The sequence below is a fragment of the Paracoccus sp. TD-10 genome, from assembly GCF_048270675.1.
Lineage (GTDB): Bacteria > Pseudomonadota > Alphaproteobacteria > Rhodobacterales > Rhodobacteraceae > Paracoccus > Paracoccus pantotrophus.
The window spans coordinates 588,900-602,676 of the sequence record NZ_CP182418.1 but is presented as its reverse complement, the minus strand read 5'-3'; the positions used below and the strand labels follow the sequence as shown (position 1 = coordinate 602,676).

Below are 13,777 nucleotides of genomic sequence, written 5' to 3'. Positions count from 1 at the left end.
GGGCGGGACCGGGAACCGCCTAGGTCATCACCCGCACCAGCGCCACGGCGATGATGGCGATGGCAATGACGGTCATGGTGGCGATGGCCGCGGCGCTGGCGACGGTGGCCGCGGCGATGCCGATCAGCCCCCAGATCAGCGCCACGCTGAAGCCGATCCGCCGCCCCAGCCGCAGCTGCACGCTGACGGCGGCGACCGAGCCGATCAGCAGCGCGACCACCGCCGCCACCTCCTGCGGCACGCCCAGCCGGTCGCGCAGCAGCCCGGTGAAGACGGCAAAGCTGACCAGCAGCCCCCAGCCCGCCACGAAGCCCAGCGCCGAGCTGCGCTGCACCAGGCTGCCGAGCCGGACCCCGCGCAGCGCCGCCGCCAGGAAGCCCGCCAGCATGGCCGCCGACAGCAGGAAGGCGACGACGGGATGGCCGCGCAGCAGCCAGGGCCAGACCGCACCGGCCAGCAGCCCGACGATCAGCGGCGCATGTTCGGCCAGGCTGTCGTCATGGCGGTGCAGCCGCAGCAGGTGGCCGGCGGTCGGCGGGCCCAGGCTTTGCGGCGGCAGCGCGCGCCCCTCCTCGGGCGCCGCCGCCTGCGCCAGGCGCATCCGCCGCAGCTCGAACCAGCGCCGCCCGGCGTGATAGGCCAGCGCCAGCCAGGCCATGCCCAGCAACCCGGCCATCCCCGGCCCCCGAGGCCGCAGGAACAGCGCCGACAGATCGACCGAGGGCGCGGGAAGATCGCCCAGGCCCTGCCAGGGCGACAGGCCGTAGCCCTCAACCGCCAGGGGCGGTGTCGGCGGGCCGGGCTGGACCGCATGCAGCAGCGTGCTGGCAATGAAGACCAGCACCGCCAGGATCAGCAACAGGGCACCCGCGCGAGACATGGGCAGGAAACGCCGCCCGCTCGCAGCGGGTTTCGCGCGATCCGGCTTTTGTCAGCTCACGCCAGCACGCCGTCGGCGCCCAGCCGCGTCTTGCCGCCCAGATAGGGATGCAGCGCCTCGGGCAGGACGACCGAGCCATCGGCCTGCTGGCCGTTCTCCAGCACCGCGATCAGCGTGCGCCCCACCGCCAGGCCCGAGCCGTTCAGCGTATGGACGAACTCGGGCTTTCCGCCGCCGGCCGGGCGATAGCGCGCATTCATCCGCCGGGCCTGGAAATCGCCGCAATAGCTGACCGAGGAGATCTCGCGATACCGGCCCTGCCCGGGCAGCCAGACTTCGAGGTCATGGGTGATGCGGGCGCCGAAGCCCATGTCGCCGCCGCACAGAACGATGGTGCGATAGGGCAGGCCCAGCCGTTCCAGCACCGTCTCGGCGCAGCGGGTCATGCGGGCATGTTCCGCGACCCCCGATTCCGCATCGGTGATCGAGACCATCTCGACCTTCTCGAACTGGTGCTGGCGCAGCATCCCCGCGGTGTCGCGCCCGGCGCTGCCGGCTTCCGAACGGAAGCACTGGCTATGCGCCACCAGGCGCCGCGGCAGGCTGGCGTGATCGACCAGATCGCCGTTCACGGTATTGGTCAGCGTGACCTCGGATGTCGGGATCAGCCACCAGCCCTCGCGGGTCTGATAGCTGTCCTCGCCGAATTTCGGCAATTGCCCGGTGCCCTCCATCATCTCCGAAAGCACGAGGACCGGCGCCCAGGTCTCCTCCAGCCCATGCTCGCCGACATGCAGGTCCAGCATGAACTGCGCCAGCGCGCGGTGGATGCGGGCGACGCCGCCCTTCAGCACCACGAATCGCGAGCCAGAGAGCTTCGCGGCGGTCTCGAAATCCATGCCGGGCCGGACGCCCTCGACCTCGAAATGCTCGCGCGGGGCGAAGTCGAAGGCGCGCGGCTCGCCCCAGCGCCGGATCTCGACATTGTCGCCCTCGTCCTCGCCCGGCGGCACGCTGTCCAGGGGCAGGTTCGGAACGGTCAGCAGCAACTCGCGCAGCTTGGCGTCCAGCGCCGCGGCCTCGGCCTGCAGCCGGGCGGTCTCGTCCTTCTTGGCGGTGACCAGGGCGCGCAGGCGCTGGAACTCGGCCTCGTCGCCGCGGCCCTTGGCGGCGCCGGCCTCCTTGCTGGCCTTGTTCTGCTCGGCCTGCGCGGCCTCGGCGGCCGCGATGCGGGCACGGCGGTCGGCATCCAGCGACAGGATCTCGGACGAAACCGGGGCCATGTTGCGCAAGCCAAGTGCTGCGTCGAAAGCGGCGGGGTTTTCGCGGATGGCGCGGATGTCGTGCATGGCCCATTCCTCTGGCAGGTTACGCGAAACCGGATAACCCAAAGCGGCTGAAGGCGAAAGCCTCAGCCCGCCCTCTCAGCCCGCCTGGGCCAGCATGTCGCGCAAGACCTCGAAAAACCGCTCCCGCCCCGGATAGCCCTCGACGCGCACCTGTTCGACGCCGCCTTGCAGCAGGATGAAGGTGGGCGTCAGCCAGGGCCGCCGCGCCAGCACCAGCCCGTCGGGCCAGGGCCCGTCCCGATCGACCAGCAGCAGCGGCGCCGCCCGCCCCTCGGGATGCCGCCCATAGACCGGGGCGATCTCGCGATCCCATTGCGCGCAATAGACGCAGCCCCGGCGCCGCACCATCAGCAACTGCAACCCGGCGGCCGCCGCCACCGGCCCCGCCGCCATCGCCGCCATCCCGGCCAGAATCGCCCGCCGTGTCAGCATTGCCCGCTCCGTTTCCCGCGCCAGACTTACCCCCCGCGCGCTTCCGCCACAACGGCCCGGCGTTTACATGTCTTCCTTGTGGAAATATCCACGGGGGTGCGGGGGCAGTCGGCCCCCGCGTCGCAAGGATGCAGCCGGGATGGGCATGGACGAACTGACCGAACCCCTGACACAGGGCAATCGCCGCGCGCTGTCCCGCGCGATCACGCTGATCGAAAGCACCCGCCCCGACCACCGCGCCCGCGCCGTCGCGCTGCTGGCCGAACTCCCCGAGCGGCAGGCGCTGCGCATCGGCCTGTCGGGCACGCCGGGGGTCGGCAAGTCCACCTTCATCGAGGCCTTCGGCAAGATGCTGACCGCGCAGGGCCTCAAGGTCGCGGTGCTGGCCGTCGATCCCAGCTCGGCGCGCTCGGGCGGCTCGATCCTGGGCGACAAGACCCGGATGGAGACGCTGTCGCGCGACCCGAACGCCTTCATCCGCCCCTCGCCCTCGCGCGCCGAGCTGGGCGGCGTCGCCCGCCGCACCCGCGAGACCGTGCGGCTCTGCGAGGCGGCGGGCTTCGACGTGGTGCTGATCGAGACGGTGGGCGTCGGGCAATCCGAGACCCTGGTGGCCGAGATGTCGGACCTGTTCATCCTGCTGCTCGCCCCGGCCGGCGGCGACGAGCTGCAGGGCGTCAAGCGCGGCATCATGGAAATCGCCGACATCATCCTGGTCAACAAGGCCGATGGCGATCTGCGCGAGACCGCCATGCGCACGGTGGCCGATTATGCCGGCGCGCTGCGGCTCTTGCGCAAGCGCCCCTACGACCCCGAGGGCTTTCCCAAGGCGCTGCCGGTTTCCGCCTATACCGGCGAGGGGCTGGACAAGGCCTGGACCAGCATGACCTGGCTCGCCGACTGGCGGCGCGAACACGGGCATTTCGACGCCCGCCGGGCCGAGCAGGCGCGGCACTGGTTCCTGTCGGAACTGCGCGCCGGGCTGCTGGCGCGGCTCGACCGGCCCGAGGTGCGCACCCGGCTGCGCGAGATGGGCGACGCGGTGGCGCGGGGCGAAAGCGACCCCGATTCGGCGGCGGCGCAGATGCTGGACTGGCTGGGCGCCGCCGAATGCGACACGCTGATCGCCGGGCGACAGGCGCATGAGCGCCGGGCCTGACCCGCAGGCCGATCCCGGCGCCCTGCTGGCCGCACTCCTGGGCCCGCCGCCTGGGCCGGCCGAGCTGCTGGCCGCATGGTTCGACACGCCCTTGGGCCGCATGATCGCGGTCGCCGACCAGAAGCGACTGCACCTGCTGGAATTCCTCGAACGCCCGGCGCTGCCGACCGAGTTGCGCCGCCTGGCCGCGCGGGGCCGCATCGGTCCCGGCCGCACTGCCGTCACCGACCGGACCGAGGCGCGGATCGCCGGCTATTTCGCCGGCGAGCGGGCGGCTTTCGACCTGCCGCTGGCCCTGCACGGCACCGATTTCCAGCAGCAGGTCTGGCGGGAATTGCAGCGCCTGCCCGCGGGCACGACCATCAGCTATGCCGAGCTGGCGCGGCGCATCGGCCGGCCCCAAGCGGTGCGTGCGGCGGCGCGGGCCAATGGCGCGAACCAGATCGCGGTGGTGATTCCCTGCCATCGGGTGATCGGTTCGGATGGCGCGCTGACCGGCTATGGCGGCGGGCTGTGGCGCAAGCAGGCGCTGATCGCGCATGAATCCACGCATTTCGCGGGATGAAGCGCCGCACCGGCAGGGAACGGCCCGGCGAAAACGCTTGACGCGCCCCCCGTCTCGCTTTATTCCGCGCAAACGGATTTCCGGGCGCTGCCACGCGGCGCCCTTTCATATTGCGGGCAGCCGCCCGTGCAGGATCGAATCGAAGGAACAAGATCATGTCGCGCGTTTGCGAACTGACCGGCAAGGGCCCGATGAGCGGCAACAACGTCTCCCACGCCAACAACAAGACCCGCCGCCGGTTTCTGCCCAACCTGAACGAAGTGTCGCTGCTGTCGGAAAAGCTGGGCCGCAGCTACCAGCTGCGCATCTCGGCCGCGGCGCTGCGCTCGGTCGATCACCGCGGCGGCCTGGACGCCTTCCTGGCGAAGGCCAAGGACGCGGAACTGTCCGACCGCGCGCTGAAGATCAAGCGCGAGCTGGCGAAAGCCTGATCCTTCCGACCGTGGCGCCGATTCGGGGCCGGTCCCATGCGATGCGCCCTGCCGGCAACGGCGGGGCCTTTGCATATCCTTGCGGCCAGCACCCGAATGCGCCGGAGCCGCCCCCCGCGGGTCGGCGGCACCGTTCCGCATGATCCCCAGGGCCAGCGGGCATATCCTTGCCAGCCCCCTCCCGCCCGGCATTGACGGCGGCCGGGGCAGAAAACGGCAAGCGGGCTTTTCCAGACGAGGCTGCGATGGCTGATCCGGTTCGGGAACAGAAGGTCGGCTCCCTGACCGTCTTTTCCAATCACCCCGTCCTCGATCAGTTCGCCCGGGACATGCTGGCCGGCATCCGGGCAGAGAACCTGCCCGCCGCCCGGATCAACCTCTATGTCGGCATCCATCGCAAATTCGGCCCCGCCCTGTTCCGCAGGGGGCTGCGGCTCGGGCTCCAGACCGAACATTACTTCGACGAAAACGGCCGCACGATGTGGAGAAAGCCCCGCCCCCGGCGGTTGCTGAAACAGCTGCTGTTCTATCACCTCATCCTGGATCTCAGCCCCGCCAACGCCCCCTATTACCGATGGCTTCCCCGCTTCCTGCGGCGCCGGGTGCTGTTCGGCCCGCATGTCTTTCCCTGCCGGCCGGTGCCGTATCGCGCCGGGCAGCGCCCGCCGGTGTTCTTCGGCGCCATCAACGACCGCAGGGCAAAGATCCTGGCCGGGCTGCCCAAGGATCATTGCGACCTGCTGTCCGAGACCTATGGCACGGACCTGCACAAGGCCATCTGCGACAGCCGGGGCGTCGTCAACATCCATTTCGCCGATGGTATCTATACCGAATATCCGCGCCTGCTTTCCTCGTATCTCGCCGGCAAGCCCGTCCTGTCCGAGAAGCTCGGCGCCGAGTTGGTGGAGGGGCGGGATTACGGAACGCTGGGCCAGGACCACACCGATCACCAGTTGCGCACGATCTTTTCGTCCTTTTGCAGCGGATTTGCCGCCCGCCACCGGCTGACGGATTTCCTGCGCCGGATCGCCGGGCCGTAGCCCCTCCCCCACGCGCCGCCCAGGCGGATCAGGCCGTGAAAGCCGGTGAATTCGGACCGCGGCCATGCTATCATCGTTCCAGCCGGGGCGGAGGGCTGGGCATGATCGGCGAGGATGTTCGCGGCGGCGTGGCAATCGGCATGCTGCTGGGCCTGGATGAGGGGCGGCCGCTGGTGGTCTTTCCCGGCAATCCCTCGGCCCAGGCGGTTCCGGCGCGCAGCCTGGTGCGCTTCGATCCGGGCGACATCGGCGCCGAGCTTGCCATCCTGTTCGAGGATGGCGACCCGACCCGGCCGCTGGTGATCGGCCGCATCGTCGGGGACCGGCCGCCCGGCCCGGTTGCCGCCGTCGATGGCGAGCCGTTGCGCATCACCGCCCGGCAGCGGATCGAGTTGCGCTGCGGCAAGGCCTCGATCGTGATGGAGGCGGACGGCCATATCACCATCCGCGGCACCTATCTGGTCAGCCATGCCTCGGCAGCGAACCGCATCCGCGGCGGCTCGATCAACCTGAACTGATGTATCCCCCCGCCCCTGCCCTGCCCGAGATCCTGCGCCAGCACGCCGAGCAGGCGGCCTTTCTGTGGACGCTCTACGACCGGGCGATGCTTTTCCCCGAGGAAAACCCCGAGATGGACGCGCTGCGCATCGCCCGCCTGCTGGAACGGCTCGAGGCGCATCTGGACGGGCTGCGCCTGGCCGGCGCCGAGGGGCGGCACATCGCCGAGGCGCGCTTTGCCGAATATCCCGAGCCGGGCGAGCTGTTCGTGCTGCGCATGCTGCAACCCGGCGCCGAGGGGCTGCGGGTGGCCGGGCTGGACCTGGACCGGGTCCGGGCCTATCTGGCCGGGCGGCTGGGTCAGCCTTCGGGCGGAGTCCCGAGGAAGGACATGTCATAGCCCTCGGCCCGATAGCCGTCACGATAGGTGATCTCGATACCGCGCCAATGCGTGCCGTCGAACTGGAAGACGAATTCCCCGGCATCGAGGGTCAGCCAGCGCGGCGTCGCGTTCAGCCGGCAGACATAGCCCAGTTCGGCGACCGGAACGAAGGCATCCCCGGCCAGCCGGTGCAGCCCGAAATCCGAATCGCTGAAATAGATCTGGTCCCGGAAGCAGGCGATCGACAGGATGTCGCTTTCGATGCCGGTGGCGATCAGGCGCAGTTCGCTGTCCCGAAGCTCGGCAGCAAAGCCCCCCTCTCCGCCGACGAATATCCTGTCGCCAACCTGCCTGACGCAGCGGAGCTCGTCGCCGATGCCCAGTTCCACCGCCTGCCATTCCCGGCCTTGCGCGCGCAGGAACGTGCCCTTGCCCCCGACGGCATGAAGCGTCTCGGCCGATGTGCCGTGCATGGCATAGATCGTGCTGTCGGTGCCGGTGGCATCGCGCGACCATGCCCCGCCGGCATCCATGCGAAAGATCTCGCCCCGGTTGCCAAAGACGAATGCCGGGCCGTTCTCGAGTACGAACGCATCGCGCAGGAACGAGGATTCGATCCGCGCCACCCGCCAGCCCGAGGCATCGCGGCTGCGGACATAGCCCCCGATCTCGACAAGAACCTCGCGCAGATGCGGAATGGCGTGGTAGCCCATGAAAAACTGGTCCGCCACATGTTCAACGCGCAGCTCGAAGCTGGTCATCGAGATGTCGAGCATGACCAGCTGGCCGATCTCGTAGTTCGGGTCCGAAAGCCGGCAAGCGACGCGGATGTCGTCGGTCGCAATCTCATAGGCGTTGAGGGAGCCGATGGAGATCAGTTCCGGCGGAAGCTCGGTGGCCGAGCTATATTCGTGCTGTCTGGTCATACGCGTAACCACATTTGCTGGGGATCTGGGCTGACTTCCCAGGCGATCGGATCCTTGACGGCCTTTTTCGCCGAATTGCCTGGGTCTTTTTCCTTCACGGCGCGGTCCAGGTATTCCATGAAGGCCGCGCGCAGGCATTCCATGATGTTTTTCTTTTCCTTGTCCGTCTTGCCCTTGGCGCGGGGGTCGTTGTCCACGACCGCCTGGGTGCAATCGTCGATGGATTCGCTGAGGCTGGGCGTCTGCGTGCGCTTTCGGATCGCGTCGTTGCATTGAAGCGTCTTGGCATGGTGGGGCGAGCCTTCCTTGCTGCCCGTGCCGGACTTGAACTTGCCGCCGGGGCCTTTCTGATAGGCCTGCATGCAGATGCAGGGGGCATCCTCCATGTTGTAGTTCTCGAAATGGGTTGCGGTGGTCTTGCCCCGGCTCCATTGCAGGTATTCGTTCTGCACGAAATGTTCGGATTCGTGGCCCTCGGGGCAATCCTTGTCGCCGTGGCGATGCAGCTTGAAATCCGCCAGCACGGTCTCGCAGTCGAGCCGGTTGGGCGAAAACTTGCAGATCTCGGCCCAGGGCGGCGTCTGCCCGCCCGGCGAGGCGTGGTTATGCGTGGCAAGGTCGGAAAAGCGGATCACCGGCTCGCCGTCGAATTTCACGTCGTTCGACCATGAGGTGAAATATTTCTTGCCGGTGTTCTTCGAGGTGATGATGCCCTTTTTCGCCGCGCAGCCCGCCTCGGTCCCCGAGGTGCGGCTGACGTCGGACTTGTTCTTGATGTTCACCGTCTTGCCGCAGATGAACACCGTCCCGGTGCCGTTCTCCGTGTCCGAAGCCATGCCGAAGCTGGGATAGGGCACTGGCACGCCCGGCGGCGTCGCCGGGTTCTCGGGCGGGGTGAAGCAGGTGTCGGGAAAGGCGGCGATGGTCTGGGCGTTGACCGCCTTGCCGCTGATCTCCAGCCCGTTGGCGAAAACCCCGCTCATCGCATCGCCGCCGTGGCAAGGCGGTCCTCGGCCGAGACGCGCCGGGCCGGGCCCCGCGCCTCGTGCAATACCGCCGCCCCACAGGCGCCGTCGTCGCCCGAGGCCTCGACCAGCACCGGCGAGCCCGGCGCATAGCCCCGGCGCACGGCCGCCAGCGCCATGCCCAGCATGGCCGGCACCACCGCCGCGCCGATATTGCCCAGGCTCTCGGCCGGGCTCCACAGATCCTGAAAGGCGGTGCGGCCGCGTTCCAGCCGCAGGGTCATCAGCGCGGCCTGGCGAAAGAAATGCTGCTCGCCCGGCAGGTCCGAGATGCGGTATTCGACATGGGCCAGGTCGGTCTCGGCCTCGGCCAGGGCGGCGCGATAGGCCGCGGCCATGCCGTCGCCGCGCAGGGGCAGGTCCGACCCGTCCTCGCCCCGGCCGTTGCCCAGGAAGGCCGCCTCGCGCGCCAGGCCCAGCCCGGTCAGCCGCAGGGCGCCGCCCGGCCCCAGCAGCACCGCCGCCGCCGCCTCGCCGGGGATGAAGCCGTCGGCATTGCCGTCCTGCAGCAGCCGCTCCAGCCCCGCGTAATGCGCCAGCGCCGGCCCGGTCAGGTAGCTGTCAAGCCCCAGCAGCAGCACCCGCCCCGCCTGCCCCGCCGCGATCATGCGCCGCGCCCGATCGAGCCCGACGAAGCCCGAAGGGCGGCCATGCGCCACCACATGCGCCCGCCGCTCGGGCAGGTCGAGGATCCGCGACAGCATGCGCAGCAGCACCGAGGGGTCTTGCACCGGGCGGCCGGGGCGGCCCTCCTCGGCCAGGCACAGGATCAGCGCGGCCTCGGCGGCTGCGGGCTCCTGGCGCAGGATGTCGGCGACGGCACCGGCGGCCAGATGCGCCATGCGCCGCTGGCCGATCCAGTTGCGCGGCAAAGGCACCGGCGCGCCGATGCGCCAGCCGCCGGGTGCGGTAAAGCGCGTCTCGGCGAACCCGTCCAGCCGCGCCCGCATCGCCGCCGCCGACGAGGCCCAGTCGAGCCCCACCGCCGTCACCATGCCCGCCGCCAGCACGCCGATCATGGGCCATCCTCCCCGCCCCCGCCCTCACCCAGCACGGCGGGCAGACGGATATAGCCGCGCCCCTCGCGCTCGGCGCGCAGCATGGCGGCGGTCGGCTCGCCGATCCAGGCGCGCGAGAACTCGGCGATGGTGCGGCGGATCGGCACCTGCACGCGCCAGCACAGCATCAAGACCCGCGCCTCGGCGTCGATGGCCAGCGTGTCGGGCAGCGCCACGGTGTCGAGGCAGCAGTCGCGCCCGCGCCAGACCCGGAACGGCAGCCGCGTGTCGGGCAGGCGGAACGCCTCGCGCCCGCGCGGGGTCAGATGCACCAGCACCACCGGGGTAAAGGGCGCGGGCGGCGCGATCTGCTGGTCGGGCGGCGCCATCTGGTAGTAACGCTCGTCGAAGTCCCGCGGCAGGAAGGGCGCGGTTTCCGCCGCCCAGCGCTCGTCATAGGTGCCGCCATAGGGCAGGCGCAGCGGCCAGCCGCGGCCGTAGGGCCCCAGCGCCATCGGCTGCCAGTCACCATAGGGCGAGGTGATCTCCTGCCCCGGCGCCTCGGTATTGGGCAGCGCCAGGCCGGCCGGGCTGCCGCCCGAGGCGGTGGCCCAGCCCAGCCCGACCGGATTGGCGGCATGGACCGGCACCTCGGGGCCGGGCGGGCGGCTGCGGTCCGGGCCGCCGAAGGCGGTGTCATAGGAAAACGGCATCCGCGTGAAGGGATAGGGCCGGGTCGCGGCAATGGCCGGCCCCAGCGTGCGCCATTCGCGCTGGCCGACGACGTCGAACTGCTTGGACCAGTTGCCCACCGCCAGCCCCACGCGCAGCCGCTCGACCGGGCGGCCGCCGGGGGCATGGGCGGCGCCGTTCAGCACCACGTCGCAAAGGGGCTTGCGAAAGGCGAAATCGCTTTCCCAAAGCGGCGCCGAGAACCCCGGCGCGCCGGTATATTCGTCGGCCATGACCAGCGGGCGCTGGTCCTTCAGCGGCAGGGGCGGGTCGGTTTCACGCTCGGGAAAGGCGAAGCTGCCCTTGACCACCAGCAGCATGTAGGCCTGCCCGGCCACATCCATGCCGGTCCCCATCTGATGGGAAAAGCCGGTCTGGTCCAGGATCTGCACGGCGCACCTCAGTCAAGGGCATAGGCAAAGCCGTCCGGCCCGCCGGTCACCGTCACCCTGCCGATGCCGCGCCCTTCCAGCCTGGCGTCCAGCACCCGGCGGCTGAGTTCGGGCAGGATCGCGCCGGTCAGGATGGCGTCGATCATGCGGCCGCCCGATTCGACCTCGGTGCAGCGGGCGCAGATCTGCTCCATGACGCCCTGGCCGATCACCAGCTCGGCCCCATGCGCGGCGGCCAGCCTGCGGCCGATGCCGGCCAGCTTCTGCCCGGCGATGGTCTCGATCATCGCATCCGAAAGCGGCAGGTAGGGGATCGTCACCAGCCGCCCCAGCAGCGCCGGCGGGAATACCTTCAGCAGCGGCGGGCGCAGCGCGGCGGACAGGCTGTCGATCTCGACCCGGCTGCGGCCGGCATCGGTCAGCGCCATGATCTCGTCGGTGCCGACATTCGAGGTCATGAGGATCAGCGTGTTACGAAAGTCGATCCGCCGCCCTTCGCTGTCATCCATCATCCCCTTGTCGAAGACCTGGAAAAAGATCTCGTGCACGTCGGAATGGGCCTTTTCCACCTCGTCGAGCAGGATCACCGAATAGGGCCGGCGCCGCACCGCCTCGGTCAGCACGCCGCCCTTGCCATAGCCGACATAGCCCGGCGGCGCGCCCTTGAGGGTCGAGACGGTATGCGCCTCCTGGAACTCGCTCATGTTGATGGAGATCAGGTTCTGCTCGCCGCCGTAAAGCGCATCGGCAAGCGCCAGCGCCGTCTCGGTCTTGCCGACGCCCGAGGGGCCGCAGAGCATGAAGACGCCCATCGGCTTTTCCGGCGCGCCAAGCCCGGCCATGCCGGTCTGGATGCGGCTGGCGATGGCGGCCATGGCATGGTCCTGGCCGACCACGCGCTGCGCCAGCAGGCCGGCAAGGCCCAGGGCGCGCTCGGTCTGGCTGGCCAGCATCCGGCCCAGCGGGATGCCGGTCCAGTCCTGGACCACCGCCCCCACCGCCAGCCGGTCCACCGAGGGCAGGATCAAGGGCCGCTCGCCCTGCCGCTCGGCCAGTTCGGCCATCTTGGCGCGCAACAGCGCCAGCCGCGCGGCGGGGTCGGGATCGGGGTTCGGGGCTTCGGCACCCGCATCAGCGGCCGGCGCGGCCCCGACGGATGCATCGGGCGCGGCCTCGGCCGCAGCCCCCTCGGCAGCGGCCTGCGCGGCGGCGCTCTCCGCTTCAGCCTCTGCCGCGTCCGCCCCGGTCTCGTCCAGCGCCATGCCCTCGCCGCGCAGCTCGGCCCGCAGGGCCAGGATGTCCGAGACCAGCGCCTTTTCCGCCTCCCAGCGTTCCAGCGCGGCGGCCCGCTCGGCCTCGGCCGCGGCGCGGGCGGCATCGTTGGCGGCCTGGCGTTCAGTGGTGTCGATGCCGATCGCGGCCTCGCGGGCGATGATGCCCGCCTCGATCTCCAGCGCCTGCAAGCGGCGCTCCAGATCCTCAAGCTCGGCGGGCGTCGCGTGCTGGCTGACGGCGACGCGGGCGCAGGCGGTGTCGAGCAGGCTGATCGCCTTGTCCGGCAATTGCCGCGCCGGGATATAGCGATGCGACAGCGAAACGGCGGCGCCGATCGCCTCGTCCAGGATCTCGACCCGGTGGTGCTTTTCCAGCACGCCCGCCACGCCGCGCAGCATCTCGACAGCGGCGGCTTCCGAAGGCTCCTCGACCTTCACCACCTGGAAGCGCCGGGTCAGCGCCGGATCCTTTTCGATATGCTGCTTGTATTCGGCCCAGGTGGTGGCGGCGACGGTGCGCAGCTCGCCCCGCGCCAGAGCCGGTTTCAGCAGGTTGGCGGCATCGCCCGTGCCCGCCGCACCGCCGGCGCCGATCAGCGTATGCGCCTCGTCGATGAACAGGATCACCGATTTCGCCGAGGCCTGCACCTCGTCAATCACCGATTTCAGCCGCTTCTCGAACTCGCCCTTGACGCTGGCGCCGGCCTGCATCAGCCCGATGTCCAGCAGCCACAGATCGACCGCGGCCAGCTGCGGCGGCACGTCGCCGCGCGCCAGCCGCAGGGCAAAGCCCTCGACCACGGCGGTCTTGCCCACCCCGGCCTCGCCGGTCAGGATCGGGTTGTTCTGCCGCCGCCGCATCAGGATGTCGATGATCTGGCGGATTTCCGGGTCGCGGCCGACCACCGGGTCGATCTTGCCGGCCCGCGCCCGCTCGGTCAGGTTGGTGGCGTATTTCGCCAGCGCCCCCTCGGGCGGTTTCGGCACATTGGCCGGCGCCATCTCGGGCGGCTCCGCCGCCTCGGCTTCGGCCGAACCGGCCAGGATGCCGGGCAGGTCCGGCGCCATGCGGTCGGGGTCGATGCGGCCGAACTCGGGGCTGATGCGCAGCAGCAAGCCTTCCAGCACCGGGGTCTTGAGGCAGGCGATCAGGATGTCGCCCGAGCGCACGCGGTCGGTGCCGCCCTCCAGCGCGGCCAGGGTCCAGCCCTCCTGGATGGCGTGGAAGATGTGGTCGGAGAACTCCTCGACCGCGCTGGCCCCGCGCGGCAGGGCGTCCAGCGCGCGGGCCAGGTCGCCCTCCAGCCGGGCGCCATCGGCCCCGGCCGCCTGGGCGATCAGCGCCAGGTCCGAATCCGGCATCCCGGCCAGCGCGGCGATGAAATGCACCAGTTCGACGTAAGGGTTGCCGCGCGCCTTGGCATTGCGCGCCCCTTCGGAAAACGCCCGCAGGCACAGCGGGTCCAGCCGGGCGACCAGTTCCTTGCGCTTGACGGTTTCCCTGGATCCTCGGGCGGGGGCGCGGGGCGTCACGGTCGTCATCCTGGCCATCCTTGCAAAGCTGGCAAAAGAACCGGAGCGATAAAACGGGCTTGCCACGGGCAGGCTCGGGGGAAATGATCCTTGGGAAAGTGTATTTCAAAACCGCGACTTTCGGAAATCTTTTCGCAAGGAGCCGGCCATGGCCAGCCTGC

The 13,777-nt window shown here is 70.1% G+C and carries 14 protein-coding genes; 6 read left to right on the top strand and 8 right to left on the bottom strand.

Going from position 1 to position 13,777, the window contains the following annotated elements; all coding sequences use genetic code 11:
- Positions 1-19 precede the first annotated feature (19 nt).
- The 3 genes from ACNKFW_RS02945 to ACNKFW_RS02935 form a co-directional block, all read right to left on the bottom strand.
- The gene (locus ACNKFW_RS02945; RefSeq protein WP_147427589.1) at positions 20-880 is read right to left on the bottom strand and encodes a hypothetical protein; all 861 of its coding nucleotides are present in this window, start codon (positions 878-880) and stop codon (positions 20-22) included.
- Positions 881-936: 56 nt separating this feature from the next.
- A complete protein-coding gene (gene serS / locus ACNKFW_RS02940) occupies positions 937-2,229 on the bottom strand; it encodes a serine--tRNA ligase (protein ID WP_147427588.1) in 1,293 nt (430 codons plus the stop codon).
- A 75-nt stretch (positions 2,230-2,304) separates the two neighbouring features.
- Complete coding sequence (locus tag ACNKFW_RS02935) at positions 2,305-2,661, bottom strand: SoxS protein (protein ID WP_147427587.1); 357 nt, start codon at positions 2,659-2,661, stop codon at positions 2,305-2,307.
- Positions 2,662-2,806: 145 nt separating this feature from the next.
- Between ACNKFW_RS02935 and meaB the strand changes: the two genes are divergently transcribed.
- The 6 genes from meaB to ACNKFW_RS02905 all read left to right on the top strand — a co-directional run bounded on the left by meaB (position 2,807) and on the right by ACNKFW_RS02905 (position 6,754).
- Positions 2,807-3,820, top strand: a complete 1,014-nt coding sequence (gene meaB / locus ACNKFW_RS02930; RefSeq protein ID WP_114669430.1) for a methylmalonyl Co-A mutase-associated GTPase MeaB — start codon at positions 2,807-2,809, stop codon at positions 3,818-3,820.
- The gene (locus ACNKFW_RS02925) at positions 3,804-4,385 is read left to right on the top strand and encodes a methylated-DNA--[protein]-cysteine S-methyltransferase (RefSeq protein ID WP_147427586.1); all 582 of its coding nucleotides are present in this window, start codon (positions 3,804-3,806) and stop codon (positions 4,383-4,385) included. The genes meaB and ACNKFW_RS02925 overlap by 17 nt, the downstream gene beginning before the upstream one ends.
- A gap of 155 nt (positions 4,386-4,540) precedes the next feature.
- Positions 4,541-4,816, top strand: a complete 276-nt coding sequence (rpmB, locus tag ACNKFW_RS02920; protein ID WP_011748713.1) for a 50S ribosomal protein L28 — start codon at positions 4,541-4,543, stop codon at positions 4,814-4,816.
- Between the two features lie 245 nt (positions 4,817-5,061).
- Positions 5,062-5,856 (top strand): hypothetical protein, encoded by a 795-nt coding sequence (locus ACNKFW_RS02915; protein WP_147427585.1) that lies wholly within the window; start codon positions 5,062-5,064, stop codon positions 5,854-5,856.
- A gap of 101 nt (positions 5,857-5,957) precedes the next feature.
- Entirely contained in the window at positions 5,958-6,374 is a 417-nt protein-coding gene (locus ACNKFW_RS02910; RefSeq protein WP_147427584.1) for a DUF6484 domain-containing protein, read from the top strand.
- The gene (locus tag ACNKFW_RS02905) at positions 6,374-6,754 is read left to right on the top strand and encodes a hypothetical protein (RefSeq protein WP_024844258.1); all 381 of its coding nucleotides are present in this window, start codon (positions 6,374-6,376) and stop codon (positions 6,752-6,754) included. The genes ACNKFW_RS02910 and ACNKFW_RS02905 overlap by 1 nt, the downstream gene beginning before the upstream one ends.
- On the opposite strand, the gene ACNKFW_RS02900 is transcribed toward ACNKFW_RS02905, so the two are convergent.
- The 5 genes from ACNKFW_RS02900 to tssH are packed head-to-tail and all read right to left on the bottom strand — an operon-like array spanning position 6,715 to position 13,625.
- Positions 6,715-7,662, bottom strand: a complete 948-nt coding sequence (locus tag ACNKFW_RS02900; RefSeq protein WP_024844259.1) for a hypothetical protein — start codon at positions 7,660-7,662, stop codon at positions 6,715-6,717. The genes ACNKFW_RS02905 and ACNKFW_RS02900 overlap by 40 nt on opposite strands.
- Positions 7,659-8,645, bottom strand: a complete 987-nt coding sequence (locus tag ACNKFW_RS02895; RefSeq protein ID WP_147427583.1) for a DUF4150 domain-containing protein — start codon at positions 8,643-8,645, stop codon at positions 7,659-7,661. Before ACNKFW_RS02895 ends, ACNKFW_RS02900 begins: the two co-directional genes overlap by 4 nt.
- Positions 8,642-9,706, bottom strand: coding sequence for a 3-oxoacyl-ACP synthase (locus tag ACNKFW_RS02890; protein WP_147427582.1), 1,065 nt, complete (start codon positions 9,704-9,706; stop codon positions 8,642-8,644). The genes ACNKFW_RS02895 and ACNKFW_RS02890 overlap by 4 nt, the downstream gene beginning before the upstream one ends.
- Positions 9,703-10,809: a DUF2169 family type VI secretion system accessory protein gene (locus ACNKFW_RS02885; RefSeq protein WP_147427581.1), complete on the bottom strand. Its 1,107-nt coding sequence runs from the start codon at positions 10,807-10,809 to the stop codon at positions 9,703-9,705. Before ACNKFW_RS02885 ends, ACNKFW_RS02890 begins: the two co-directional genes overlap by 4 nt.
- A gap of 8 nt (positions 10,810-10,817) precedes the next feature.
- Entirely contained in the window at positions 10,818-13,625 is a 2,808-nt protein-coding gene (tssH, locus tag ACNKFW_RS02880) for a type VI secretion system ATPase TssH (RefSeq protein WP_024844263.1), read from the bottom strand.
- Positions 13,626-13,777: the final 152 nt, after the last annotated feature.